General features: G+C 73.3%; 13 protein-coding genes. 10 read left to right on the forward strand and 3 right to left on the reverse strand.

Going from position 1 to position 11,890, the window contains the following annotated elements; genetic code table 11:
- Positions 1-15 precede the first annotated feature (15 nt).
- The 4 genes from OG553_RS00585 (at position 16) to OG553_RS00600 (ending at position 4,161) form a co-directional block, all read left to right on the forward strand.
- The gene (locus OG553_RS00585) at positions 16-576 is read left to right on the forward strand and encodes a DUF6245 family protein (protein WP_405977012.1); all 561 of its coding nucleotides are present in this window, start codon (positions 16-18) and stop codon (positions 574-576) included.
- A gap of 124 nt (positions 577-700) precedes the next feature.
- On the forward strand, positions 701-2,230 hold the full coding sequence (locus tag OG553_RS00590; RefSeq protein ID WP_405977013.1) for a hypothetical protein: 1,530 nt from the start codon (positions 701-703) through the stop codon (positions 2,228-2,230).
- A gap of 144 nt (positions 2,231-2,374) precedes the next feature.
- Complete coding sequence (locus tag OG553_RS00595; RefSeq protein ID WP_405977014.1) at positions 2,375-3,538, forward strand: sensor histidine kinase; 1,164 nt, start codon at positions 2,375-2,377, stop codon at positions 3,536-3,538.
- The gene (locus tag OG553_RS00600) at positions 3,535-4,161 is read left to right on the forward strand and encodes a response regulator (RefSeq protein ID WP_405977015.1); all 627 of its coding nucleotides are present in this window, start codon (positions 3,535-3,537) and stop codon (positions 4,159-4,161) included. Before OG553_RS00595 ends, OG553_RS00600 begins: the two co-directional genes overlap by 4 nt.
- 5 nt (positions 4,162-4,166) lie before the next feature.
- Here the strand turns inward: OG553_RS00600 and OG553_RS00605 are convergent, their stop codons facing one another.
- Entirely contained in the window at positions 4,167-4,643 is a 477-nt protein-coding gene (locus tag OG553_RS00605) for a MarR family winged helix-turn-helix transcriptional regulator (RefSeq protein WP_405982910.1), read from the reverse strand.
- A gap of 208 nt (positions 4,644-4,851) precedes the next feature.
- Between OG553_RS00605 and OG553_RS00610 the strand changes: the two genes are divergently transcribed.
- The 3 genes from OG553_RS00610 to OG553_RS00620 all read left to right on the forward strand — a co-directional run bounded on the left by OG553_RS00610 (position 4,852) and on the right by OG553_RS00620 (position 7,911).
- The gene (locus OG553_RS00610) at positions 4,852-5,982 is read left to right on the forward strand and encodes an NADH:flavin oxidoreductase (protein WP_405977016.1); all 1,131 of its coding nucleotides are present in this window, start codon (positions 4,852-4,854) and stop codon (positions 5,980-5,982) included.
- Positions 5,983-6,186: 204 nt separating this feature from the next.
- Positions 6,187-7,311, forward strand: coding sequence for a TolB family protein (locus tag OG553_RS00615; protein ID WP_405977017.1), 1,125 nt, complete (start codon positions 6,187-6,189; stop codon positions 7,309-7,311).
- Positions 7,312-7,368: 57 nt separating this feature from the next.
- Positions 7,369-7,911: a DapH/DapD/GlmU-related protein gene (locus tag OG553_RS00620; protein ID WP_405977018.1), complete on the forward strand. Its 543-nt coding sequence runs from the start codon at positions 7,369-7,371 to the stop codon at positions 7,909-7,911.
- Between the two features lie 45 nt (positions 7,912-7,956).
- Here OG553_RS00620 and OG553_RS00625 read toward each other — a convergent pair whose 3' ends face one another.
- Positions 7,957-8,466, reverse strand: a complete 510-nt coding sequence (locus OG553_RS00625; protein ID WP_405977019.1) for a RidA family protein — start codon at positions 8,464-8,466, stop codon at positions 7,957-7,959.
- A 116-nt stretch (positions 8,467-8,582) separates the two neighbouring features.
- Complete coding sequence (locus OG553_RS00630; protein ID WP_405977020.1) at positions 8,583-8,951, reverse strand: MerR family transcriptional regulator; 369 nt, start codon at positions 8,949-8,951, stop codon at positions 8,583-8,585.
- 102 nt (positions 8,952-9,053) lie between these two features.
- On the opposite strand from OG553_RS00630, the gene OG553_RS00635 reads away from it, so the two are divergent.
- From OG553_RS00635 to OG553_RS00645, 3 genes are all read left to right on the forward strand, one after another.
- The gene (locus OG553_RS00635; RefSeq protein ID WP_405977021.1) at positions 9,054-9,842 is read left to right on the forward strand and encodes an amidohydrolase family protein; all 789 of its coding nucleotides are present in this window, start codon (positions 9,054-9,056) and stop codon (positions 9,840-9,842) included.
- Positions 9,843-9,927: 85 nt separating this feature from the next.
- Positions 9,928-11,145, forward strand: coding sequence for an MFS transporter (locus tag OG553_RS00640; RefSeq protein WP_405977022.1), 1,218 nt, complete (start codon positions 9,928-9,930; stop codon positions 11,143-11,145).
- A 219-nt stretch (positions 11,146-11,364) separates the two neighbouring features.
- Positions 11,365-11,766 carry a hypothetical protein gene (locus OG553_RS00645; protein WP_405977023.1) on the forward strand — a complete coding sequence of 134 codons (402 nt, stop codon included), beginning with the start codon at positions 11,365-11,367 and terminating at the stop codon, positions 11,764-11,766.
- Positions 11,767-11,890 lie beyond the last annotated feature (124 nt).

The raw sequence follows: 11,890 nt of genomic DNA on the forward strand, positions 1-11,890 counted from the left end.
GGGTAGCGTGCCGGTATGACGAGCGGACAGATGCCCGTGACGGTGCAACAGATCGCTGCCGCCCTCGGCGCGTTGGGCGCCTACGAGGGCGAGAACACGCCCGCCGAGCACGCCGGGAGATCGGCGGGGCTGGGCGCTGACGTCTACCGGCTGCGGTTGCTCAACACCCTGCTGGGCGCGGTGCAGAAGCAGGCGCAGTTCGCCGACGAGACCCGGGAGGACAGCGAGGAGCTGTTCAGTGCGTGGGGCGAGCAGCTGAAGGCCGCCGTCGACCCGGAGGACGCGGCGAAGCAGATGGGCTTCCTGGGGTGGCAGGTCCGGCGGGCGGGCGTACCGCTGTACTCGGTCGCCCAGGACCCGGAGGCCGGGCCCGGCGTGGTCGCGGCCTCGCGCGCGGGCGAGGCGCTGCACACGCTGCTGGGGGTGATCGTGGCGGTCGACGAGGCGCTCCCGAAGGGCGACGTCGACACCGTCGTCCGCCAGTACGGGGTGCTGCACATCGCCCGGGAGTTCCTGGTGGACGCCCTCGACAACCTCGACACCCTGCTGGGGATGGTCGAGGCGGGCCAACCGTAGTCTCCCCTTTCGCCGTCCCGGCGGCAGCGTGCCGCCGGGCGGGGGTGGATGATGTGCCTCCGGCCCTGACAGGGGGCGCCCGGCGCCGCACAATTGTGCTGAACCGGGCGATGGGGAGGCGCTGATGGGTCGGGCTCTTCGGATGGGCGTGCCTGCGGGTGTCGTGGTGCTGGTGGGGTGTGCGCCGTTGTACGCCCCCTACTACTCCACCGTTCTGGTGTGGGAGCTGCGCAAGCTCTTCGCCTGGCTGGCCCTGCCGCTGCTGGCCTTGGGGCTGGTCGCGCTGGTGGGGATCGTGCGGTGGTTCGTGCGCAGCCGGCGCGGCGGGGGCGGGGCGGGGGGTGCGGCGGGGGTCCTGGGCTGTCTGGGCGCCGTCGTCGGACTCGCGCTCGCCGTGTGGTGGCTGGTCTACGGCGCGTACCTGCAGGACCGCGGCTACATGGCGGCCACCGAGGTGGTGACCGAGCCGGTGCCCGTGCTGGCACCCCGCTCCCCCTACCTCGTCGGCAAGGCGCAGGCCGCGCCGCACCTGGGTGATGTCACCGGTGAGATATCCGACACCACGTACCTGCCCGACTCGGACCGTTTCGCCACCCTCGTCGAGCGCAGGGGCTGGCTGTCCGGGTACGAGGTCGGCCTCGTGCAGGAGGTTCCGCTCGGTGGCAGCGGCCGTGCGCAGCAGCGCTGTTCGTTCGACGTGGACGTGGCGGACGCCCGGATCGGCGGCTGGTTCGGCCACAACCTGGGCCGGAAGATCTCCGCGCAGAAGCGCTGGGTCCGCTTCGAGGCGGACGACGCGTACGTGACCTGCTCGGGCGATGTGCCCGTCGTGGTCGTCCCCCTCAAGCGGCAGACCGGGACCCTGGTCGTGACGGAACGTCCGGCGGGGGTCGCGCTCTACGACGGCCGGACGGGGAAGGTCACCGTCACCACGGAGACGGACGCCGTTCCGGGCCCCTCCTATCCGCTGAGCCTCGCCGCCCGTCAGCGGGAGGCCGTCGCCGCCGTCGGCGGCTTCACCGACTGGTGGTTCGAGCGCAGCGGCTGGGACGCCTCGGAGGACGGCGCGAACGAGGGGAACGACTCGGAGTTCACCCTGCGCCAAGCCGATGCCGGCGGCCGCAGCGTGTACGTCACCCCCCTCACCCCGCAGGGCGAGGCCAGCTCGGTCGTCGCCGTCGCGACGGTACCGGCCCGCCACCAGGGCGGCGGGCTGGCGCCGCTGACCGTCCACCGGCTCGATCCGACCTGGTCCTCCCCGCAGGCGATCATCGCGCTGATCAAGGCCGAGTACCGGGACGTGTGCTGCTACAACGACGACCGGGTGTTCGAGGTGGTCCCCACGGGCGGCACCACCTGGACCGCCACGATCGGCAGCGAGCAGCACATCCGCTACCGCGTGGAGGGCCGGGGCCAGGTCGCGGGCCGGGAGGCGACCTGTCTGAAGGCCGCCGACGGCGCGCTGATCCGGTGCGCGTTCGCGGCGCCCGGCTCACCGGAGGAGCAGGAACTCAAACGGCGCGAGGAACGGGCGAAGGGCAAGCCCCGGGCCGAACCGCCGGACCTCGGCGACCTCACCGCCTACACCCCCGAGCAGCTGGCCGAACTCAACCGGCGCATCGGCGAGGAGGTCAACCGCAGGCTCAAGGGCTGACGGGGGCGCCGGGGCGGGAACGCGACCGGCCCGGCTGTCCGAGGAGCGTCTTGACGGCGGGAAACCCGGCGAGATCCACTGAAGGCATGACACCCGCCCATATGGGCGGGTACCGGTGGGGTTTCGTCGCATGGGGGGCGAGGGGTGGGTCTTCGGCGTGCGCGGGGGTTCGCGGTGAAGGCCACGGCGCTGTTCCGGCTGGCGCACCTGATAGCCGCGGCGGGCGTGGTGCTGGAGCCGGACCGGGTGGACGGGCGGAGCGTCGCCCTGCTGGCCTGCGTCTGCGCCCTGTCGGTGGTGCTGTACGTGCCCGCCCTCGTCCGCGGCTGGTTCCGCGGGCCGGGGGTCTGGGCCGACGTGCTGGTCACCGGGTGCGTGCTGCCGTGGATCGCCGTCGCCGTCATCGGCGAGGGGCCGGCCGTGGAACCGCACGGCTGGCTGATGGTGCAGAGCCTGTCGGCCGCCGCGGCCGCGGTGGTCGCGTTCGGGCGGTGTGAGGCCGCCCTCGCGGTGGCCCTGCCGCTGGTCACCTCGCCGGCCGTGCACGGGGTGCTGCCGGAGCCGGACGCGGCGGGGGTCTTCGATCATTTCAGCGCGGTCGCCACCAGTGTCGCCCTGGCCGGTGCCGGCTGGTGGTACACGCGGCGCCAGGGGGCGCTGCTGGACGCCGCGCACGACCGGGCGGTGGCCACCGAGGCGGCCCGCGCGCGGCAGGCCGAGCGCATGGCGCACCACGCGGCCCTGCACGACACCGTGCTCGCCACCCTCACCACGATCGGGGCCGGCCGGGTGGACGCCAACGCCCCGGCGGTGCGTGAACGCTGCGCCCGCGAGGCCGCGTACCTGCGGCGGCTCGTCGAGTCCGAGGAGGGGTACGACGACCGGCCGGACGGGCCGGCCCCGGGCGGGGCGGAGGGCGCGCGCGCCGCGCTGGAGGAGGCGGTGCGCCGGGCGGAGGGTCTCGGGCTGACCGTGAGGGCGCAGTACCACGCCGTGCCGGACCTGCCCCGGGAGGTCTCCGAGGCCTTGGCCGCCGCGGTGTCCGAGGCCCTGAACAACGTGAGCCGGCACGCCGGAACCGACACGGCCTACGTCACGGTCGTCGGGAGCGCGCGCGGCGGTGCGGAGGTGACGGTGGCCGACCGCGGCATCGGTTTCGACGTCGGCGGGCCCGGCCGCCGAGGTGCGGGCGGCGGTACCGGGCTGCGGCGTTCCGTGCGCGGCAGGCTGGCCGCCGTCGGCGGGGTGGCGGACGTGGACAGCCACCCCGGTGAGGGGACCGTCGTCGAACTGCGGTGGCCGGCGTGATCGACATCGCCGTGGTCGACGACGACCGGATGCTCCTCGACGGGCTGGGCTCCTGGCTCACCGGCCGGCGGGAGCTGCGCCTCGTCGGTACCGCGGCCACGGTCGGCGAGCTGCTGGCGCAGCCGCGGGCGCCGGCCGCGGTGGTGCTGCTGGACCTCGTCCTGGGCGACGGGTCCGCTCCGGAGGCGAACGTACGGCGGGTACGGGCGGCGGGGAGCAAGGTGCTGCTGATCAGCACGGTGACGGACCGGGCCCGTATCGTGGCGGCCGTCGCGGCCGGAGCGGACGGCTACCTGACGAAGGACCACGCGCTGGACGCCCTCGTCGAGGCCGTGGAGACCGTGGCCGCGGGCGGTACGGCCCACTCGCCGGAACTCGCCTTCGCCTGGGCGAACGACACCGGTCCGGCCCGGCCGCACCTGGCGCCGCGGGAACGCCAGGTACTGCGGGACTACGCCTCGGGGCTGACGCTGAAGGCCGCCGCGCGCCGGGCGGGCATCAGCTACCACACCGCGAAGTACTACCTGGACCAGGTCAAGGAGAAGTACCGGCAGGCCGGCAGGCCCGCCCGTACGAAGATCGAACTGGCCCGGCGTGTGCACGAGGACGACCTGCACCGCTGAGGCCGTTACGCGGTGCGCGGTGTGGGTTCCGGCGGGGCCGGCGGCAGGGGGGCGGCGGTGCCGTCCTCCTCGGTGCGCGGCCAGTAGCGTCCTTCGAGGGCCTCCGCGCTGCGGTTGAGCCGCACCAGGACGTCCTCCAGCTCCCGCACCTCCTCGGGGGACCAGCCGGCGACGATCCGGGCCAGGCAGGCCCGGTTGACCTCGCGGTCCCCGCCGAGCCGGCGTCCGCCCTCGGCGGTGATGCGCAGCTTGCGGGCCATGCCGCCGTCCGGGTCGGCGACGCGCTCGGCCAGTCCGCAGCGCAGGAGTGCGGCCGTCTGGCGGTTCACGGTGGAGGTGTCGAGCCCGAAGGCCTCCGCCAGCTGGCCGATGGACATGGGGCCCTGGGTGTCGATCCGGCTGAGGAGCAGGTACGCCGACCGTTCCAGGCGCTCGGGGTCGCGTTCGCGCCGGCCCAGCACCTGGTGCCGCGAGAGCAGCATCAGCTCCCGCTCCAGTTTCTCCAGCACTGCGCCTCCCGCTCCCTCCGGCGGTCCATTATCGCCGCCCCCGGACCGGCATCGACCGGCGGGCCGCCGCCGGGGTGGAGCGGGCTGGGGCGAGCCCTGCAATATGCATGATACACAGCATGTGTACTATGCACTTCTCGTTGCCGTCCGACGAGCCACAGCCTCAACCCGGAGGACCCGCATGACCGTCTCCACGTCCACCGCCTCCCGCGCGGCGGAGATCCTGTCCCGGCCCGTCCAGCTGAACGGCCTGACCGTCCCCAACCGCATCGCGATGGCTCCGATGACGCGGATGTTCTCCCCCGGCGGCGTGCCCGGCGAGGACGTGCTGGCGTACTACGCCGGCCGCGCCGCCGCGGGCGTGGGCCTGATCGTCACCGAGGGCACCTACGTCGGCCACGAGTCCGCCGGGCAGAGCGACCGGGTTCCGCGCTTCCACGGCGAGGAGCAGCTGGCGGGCTGGGCGAAGGTCGCGGCGGCCGTGCACGAGGCGGGCGGCACGATCGTTCCCCAGCTGTGGCACATAGGCATGGTGCGCAAGCAGGGCGATGACCCGTACCCCGAGGCGCCCGCCGTCGGCCCGTCCGGCATCCGCGTCGACGGCACCGAGGGGACCGGCAGGGCGATGACCCGCGCCGACCTCGACGACGTCATCGGCGCGTTCGCCGACGCCGCCGCGGAGGCCGAACGGATCGGCTTCGACGGCGTCGAACTGCACGGCGCCCACGGCTACCTGCTCGACCAGTTCCTGTGGGAGCGCACCAACCGCCGCACCGACGCCTACGGCGGCGACGCGGTGGCCCGTACGAAGTTCGCCGCGGAGGTCGTGGCCGCCGTCCGCGAGCGCGTCTCGGCCGAGTTCCCGGTGATCTTCCGCTACTCGCAGTGGAAGCAGGAGGCCTACGACGGCCGGCTCGCGCAGACCCCGCAGGATCTGGAGGCCATCCTGGCCCCGCTGGCCGAGGCGGGCGTCGACGTCTTCCACGCCTCGACCCGGCGTTACTGGATCCCGGAGTTCGAGGGCTCGGACCTGAACCTCGCGGGCTGGACCAAGCAGCTGACCGGGCGTCCGGCCATCACCGTCGGCTCGGTGGGCCTCGACGGGGACTTCATCCGCTCCTTCGCCGGCGAGGGCGCGGCGCTCGGCGACATCGACAACCTCCTGGACCGCATGGAGCGCGACGAGTTCGACATGGTCGCCGTCGGCCGGGCGCTGCTCCAGGACCCGCAGTGGGCGGCGAAGGTCCTCGGCAACCGCTTCGACGAGCTGAAGCCGTACGACGCGGCTTCGCTCGGGTCGCTCAGCCGGTAGCCGGCAGCCGACGGTCGGACGGACGGTCGGTCGGTCGGTCGGTCGGTCGGAGCGCGAACGCCTCGCGGGGCGTTCGCGCTCCGTCATGGCCGAAACCATATCTCCCGGGCATGTGCCTCATTGACCCCGCAGCACCGTCGCGATTGCATGCTCTGGCCTTCGGCAGGGAGCCGGAGGCGGGACTTCGTCCTGGCTGGGGGGAACATGAGGGGAACCACGAGCAGGGTCACCACCAGACGCGTACGGGCCGCCCTGGGCGCGGCCGTCGCGGTCTGCGCGGTCACGGCCGCCTTACCCGGAGCCGCCTGGGCCGGACCCGCGGGGGCGTCGGGTACGGCGGGTACGGCCACCGTGGGCGTCGAGAGGATCAGCGTCGCGCCCGACGGCACCCAGGGCAACGGCGGTTCCGGCGCCGCCTCGATCACCCCCGACGGCCGCCGCGTCGTCTTCTCGTCCGCGGCGCGCAACCTCACGCCCGACGGTGCGGCGGGCAACGAAGCCGTGTTCGTCCGCGACCAGCAGACGGCGCTGACCAAGCGGATGGGGACGTACACCCCGCTCCAGCCCCCGGCGATCAGCGGCAACGGGGCGTACGTCGGCTACTCGCTCCAGTGGATCAACGACGTGCGCATCCGCCAGTACCAGGTGAGCAGCGGCGGGACGGCCTCCGCCAACTGCTCGGCCTACAGCTGCGACCAGCCGTCGCTGAACGGGGACGGCCGGTACACCGCCCTCGCCCTCCTCATGAGGAAGCCGGCGCCCACCAACCGCCAGCGCGTGGAGGTCCACGACTGGAACACCGGCGGGGTGGTGACCGTCGCCTCCTTCGAGCACACCTACCCGGCCCGGCCGTCCATCAGCGGCGACGGGCGCTACGTCGCCTACCAGGACGGCGCGGCGAAGGACGTCTTCGTCTGGGACCGGACCACCGGCACCAGCACCGGCCCGGTCGAGGGCCCGGCCACGACGGCCTCGCTCCTCCAGCTCAGCGACGACGGCGGCACGGTCGTCTACCTCTCGGGCTCCGACACCCACGTCCGCGACCTGCGTTCGGGCACGACCCTGACGGTCCCCGGCGTGAAGGGTCTGGCCATCGATCCGACCGGCCGGCACCTGCTGTACGCCCCGGACGGCACGGGCGGGCCGTCGCTGGTCCTGCGCGACCTGGAGACCGGCACCGACCAGGTCGTCTCGGACCGGCCCGCCACGGCGGGGATCGACGCGGTCAGCACGGGAGGACGCGACGTGGTCTTCCAGTCCGCGGCCGACGACATCGTGCCCGGCGACACCAACGGCACGTCGGACGTCTTCGTCCGCCACCTCTTCTGACCGGACCGGTCGGATCTCGCCTTGTCCGGTCAGGCGGACGGGCGGGAGAATCGCGGCATGTCCAGCGACCGGCTCATGCGCATCCACAGTCCCGAGTTCCAGGCCATGGCCGAGAGGGTGCTGGAGGTCACCCGGCTCACCTCCCGCCTGAACGTCCTGCCCTTCGAGGACGAGGAGGCCAAGGCCGAGCTGTTCGAGCGGATCCTCGGCAAGCCGTTGCCGCCGAGGGTCACGGTCTATCCGCCGTTCTACACGGACCACGGTCTGCGTCTGGAGCTCGCCGAGCGCGTGTTCATCAACCAGAACTGCACGTTCCTGGACTACGCCGGCATCCGGCTCGGCGAGCGCGTGATGGTCGGCCCGAAGGTCACGTTCATCACGAGCGGGCACCCGGTCGACCCCGAGGAGCGGCGGCTGTACCTCACCGGCGCGCCCATCGACGTCGCGGAGAACGTGTGGATCGGCGCCGGTGCCACGATCCTGCCCGGTGTCAGCATCGGCCGTGACGCCGTGATCGCCGCCGGCGCGGTCGTGGCCGAGGACGTTCCGCCGGCCACCCTGGTGGCCGGCGCGAAGGCCGCGGTGAAGCGTCAGTGGTGACGGGAGGGCCGCGCGGTGGTCACCGCGCGGCCCGTCCGGTTCCGGTCAGGAGCGCGGCGAGAGCTTGACGATGGCCTCGATCTCCACGAGCTGGTCGGGGACCGACATGTCGGAGACGCCGACGATGGTGTCCGTCGTACGGTGCTTGCCGACGTACTCCTTGTGCAGGCGGGCGGCCGTGTCGAAGTTCTGGCGCAGGTCCTTGGTGAAGATCTTCATGCTGATGATCTGGCTGCGCGGCACCTTGTAGTGGGCCAGGACCTTGTCCAGGTTGCCGAACGACGTGCGCACCTGCTTCTCGAAGTCGCCGGCGCCCACGAAGTTGCCGGCGGCGTCGTGGGAGACCTGGCCCGAGATGTAGAGCACGTCCCCCGCTCTGATGCCCTGCGAGTACCCGTACGACTCCTCCCACGGCACACCGAAGGTGAAGTGGTCCCAGCCCCGGCGCGCCGTCTCGTGCGCACTGGCGCCCTGCGGTCCCGTGAAGGTGATCGTGGTGGCCACGACCGCGGCCAACACGGCGCCAATGCCGAACCTGCGCCTTGACTTGGTCATTCCTCGTGTCCTTTCGTCCCCGGTTGAGCCCGTGACCCCGAAGCTGTCAGAGCGGAAAGGAGAACGCCTCGAACGGGGATGGACCGGTGGACCGGCCGGGGCGACGGGCGGGTTCGTCAGGGGGTTCCGGGGCTCGGGGCGGTCTCGGTGGCGGTGATCGTGCGGCGCAGGAGGCGGCGTGCGGTGTCCAGGTCGGCGGCCCGCCGGTCGAGGACGTCCAGCTGGTCGCGGAGGCTGCCGAGGACGCCGGGGCAGGGGCGCAGCGTCGCGTCGCCGGAGGTGCAGGGCAGGAGCCGGCGGATGACGCGGGTGGGCAGGCCGGCGGCCAGCAGGACGCGCACGCGCAGCACCGTGTCCACCGTCCGCTCGTCGTACTCGCGGTAGCCGTTGGCACGGCGCTCCGAGTGGATCAGCTCCATCCGCTCGTAGTAGCGGAGCAGGCGCTCGCTCACTCCCGTACGACCTGACAGCTCGCCGATCAGCACCGGGCCGCCCCTTTCTCCGACTTGACCTTCCAACGGTGTCAGGGAGCAACAGTGTGCCGGTCGGCCGCATTCCGGGCGTGCCGTCGAGGAAGGGAACGACCGTTGATCATCGATGCGCACAGCCACGTCCACGATCCCGTCGGGGCGCACCTCGCGCTGCTGGACGAGGCCGGGGTCGACCGCGCCGTCCTGTTCGCCACCCGCCCGCATCCGGAGCGGGCGCGTGACCTCGTCTCGCTGCGCCGGGAGATGGCGGTCCTGGACGAGGCCATCGGCGGCCGGGCCGGGACGGTGGAGGCGTACCAGGGGGCGTGGCGGGAGCTGGACGCCGCGCTCGCGGCGCGTCCGGAGCGGTTCATCGGCTTCCTGTCCGTGCCGCTGGACCTGGAGCCCGGCCGGATCGCCGCGGTCGTGGAACGGGAGGTCGTCGGGCGGGGGATGCGCGGGATAGGCGAGCTGACGCCGCCGCCTGGCGGGGCGGGGCTGATCGAGCCGGTGCTCCGGGCGGCGGCCGATCACGGCGGGCTGCCGGTGGTCGTGCACGGATCCGCGCCGGCCACGGCGGACGACGTGCGGACGCTGGCCGCGCTCGCCGCGCGGTATCCGTCGGTTCCGCTGGTGGTGAGCCAGCTCGGCGGGCTGAACTGGATGGAGGCCGTCGAGCTGGTGCGGGAGACGCCCAGCATGTACCTGGAGCTGTCCACGGCCGGCATCGTCTTCGCGGTCCGCCTGGCGATCGGGGAGGTCCCGGAGCGGACGCTGTTCGGCTCGGACGCCCCGTACGGGGATCCGGTGCTCTCGCGGGCCCTGGTGGAGCGGGTCACCGGCCCGGGTGAGGTCCGTGACCGGGTCCTGGGCGGCACGATGGCCGCACTCGTCGGCCTGGGCTGACGCGTTCCCGGGCGCAGCGGCGGGACTGGCTTGATTCCGGCGCCTGCGGATGCCGGGGAGGGTACGGGGCTGGCAGCATCTGCTGGTGCTCGGAAAACGTGGTGTCGTACTGACGGTGGTGGCGGCCGCGTACGGCATGTCCTCCATGGGGGACCAGATGGCGCTCGTCTCCCTGACCCTCCGGCTGCACGACCAGGGGGGTTCGGGCGTCGCCATCTCGGCCCTGGTCATCGCCGGGGTGCTGCCGCTCGTGGTGGTCGGGCCGCTGGCCGCCCCGCTGGTCGACCGGGTCGAGAGCAGCCGGCTGGTCGTCGCGGTGACGGTGCTGCAGGCCCTGGTCAGCGCGGGGCTGGTGGTCGTGACCGACCTGGCCGTCACCCTGGTCCTGCTGGTCCTGCTCGGGACCGGGCTGGCCCTGGCGTCGCCGGCGCTGCTGCTGCTGGTGCCGCGGATCGTCGGTGCCGACGACACCGCTCGCGGCTACGCCCGGCTCGACGCCTTCCGGTCCGCCGGCAACGTGGCCGGGCCGGCGCTGGCCGGAGCCCTGATCGGGGTGTTCGACGTACGGGTGGCCCTGCTGGCGAACACCGCCACCTTCGTCGGCCTGGCCGTGGTGCTGTCCTGCCTGAAGGTCCGGCGCGAGCCGGTGGAGGGGGCGCGCGGGAGCTGGCCGGCGCAGGTCCGCGAGGGCGTGCGGGTCCTGGGCGGGGACAGGCTGCTGCGTACCGCGATCCTCGCGCTGGCGTCGGCGATCGTGTTCACCGCGGTGTTGAGCGTGGCCCGGGTCTTCTTCATCCGGGACGACCTGGGCGTGTCCGGCAGCGGGTACGGCTTGCTGGTCAGCGCGCACACCGTGGGGATGCTGGCCTCCTCCACGCTGATCGCGCCGCGCGTCCCGCTGGGGTGGCAGCCGCGGGTCCTGGTCGGGGCCGGGGTGCTGATGGGGACCTCGCTCGCCGTCGGGGCGGCCGTGCCGGTCTTCGCGCTCTCGCTGGTGTCGTTCGCCCTGACCGGCGTCGCCAACTCCCTCCAGGGGCTGGCGATCCGCAACCTCATCCACGCCCGGGTCCCCGAGCAGGTGCGGGGCCGGGCCTTCGCCACCTCGGGGGCGACGCTGAACGGGGCCAACCTGGCCGGGACCGCCCTCGGCGGACCGGCCACCGCACTCCTCGGCGGAGCCGGCGCCCTGGAGCTGGCGGGGGCGGGGACGCTGCTCGCCACGCTGGCGGGCAGTCCGGTGCTGCTGCGCCGCCGCGTCGGCGCGGACGCGCCGGAGGGCGCGCAGGAGCGGGCGCGGGAGTAGGAGCGGGGGCGGAAGTAGGCGCGGGGGCGGGAGCGCGCGGGCACAGGGACAGGCGCAGGGGTGGGTGCTGGAGCGCGTGGCCGGTTTGCGCTGCTGCGCGTTGACGGGTCGGCGAGGCGTCCCTAGCGTCGAAAATCGACCGGTAACGGTCGAGTACGTCGTGTCTCTGATCTCAGAGGGTGCCAGGCGGGGCCTGCCACCCATCAGAGGGGGAAACCCATGTCCAGCACGATACTTCCCGGCAATCCCGTCATCCGAGAACTGGTGCTCCTGGGCGACTCCGCGCCCGGACGCCGGGGTGCGCGCACCATCATCGCCCAGTCCCACTGCGAGATCGACCTCGGCTCCGACGAGGCTCTGGAGCGCTGCGTCCGGGCGTTACGCGCCTCCGACGAGCGCCTCGCCGAGCAGTCCGACGGCCCGTACGACTGGCAGCGGACCTGGGTGGAACGAAACGGCCAGGCCGGCGGCAAGGTCATCTTCGACGTGGCCTGGTACAACGAGGAGTTCTTCCAGGAGAAGAAGGACACCTTCCTCGCTGCCGAACACCTCGCCATGTACGCGAACATCGGCGCCGAGGACGGAGCGGTGCAGGTAACCCACTGGCACAAGGTCGACTGACGCACCGTCGGCAGCCCCCGGTGGGGGCCCGGCCCGGACTCCGGGCCGGGCCCCCACCGTCGCGATCGCGTCCCTTGCGCCGATCGGGTTGGACGGGGCGGCACGCGGGGTGGGCGGCCGGGGC

The sequence above is a fragment of the Streptomyces sp. NBC_00158 genome, assembly GCF_045160885.1.
Taxonomy (GTDB): domain Bacteria; phylum Actinomycetota; class Actinomycetes; order Streptomycetales; family Streptomycetaceae; genus Streptomyces.

Coding starts and splice junctions, on each gene's coding strand:
- OG553_RS00585 (WP_405977012.1), top strand. CDS start 16: ATGACGAGCGGACAGATGCCCGTGACGGTGCAACAGATCGCTGCCGCC.
- OG553_RS00590 (WP_405977013.1), top strand. CDS start 701: ATGGGTCGGGCTCTTCGGATGGGCGTGCCTGCGGGTGTCGTGGTGCTG.
- OG553_RS00605 (WP_405982910.1), bottom strand. CDS start 4,643: ATGCTGCTCTCGCGGCACCAGGTGCTGGGCCGGCGCGAACGCGACCCC.
- OG553_RS00610 (WP_405977016.1), top strand. CDS start 4,852: ATGACCGTCTCCACGTCCACCGCCTCCCGCGCGGCGGAGATCCTGTCC.
- OG553_RS00615 (WP_405977017.1), top strand. CDS start 6,187: ATGAGGGGAACCACGAGCAGGGTCACCACCAGACGCGTACGGGCCGCC.
- OG553_RS00620 (WP_405977018.1), top strand. CDS start 7,369: ATGTCCAGCGACCGGCTCATGCGCATCCACAGTCCCGAGTTCCAGGCC.
- OG553_RS00625 (WP_405977019.1), bottom strand. CDS start 8,466: ATGACCAAGTCAAGGCGCAGGTTCGGCATTGGCGCCGTGTTGGCCGCG.
- OG553_RS00645 (WP_405977023.1), top strand. CDS start 11,365: ATGTCCAGCACGATACTTCCCGGCAATCCCGTCATCCGAGAACTGGTG.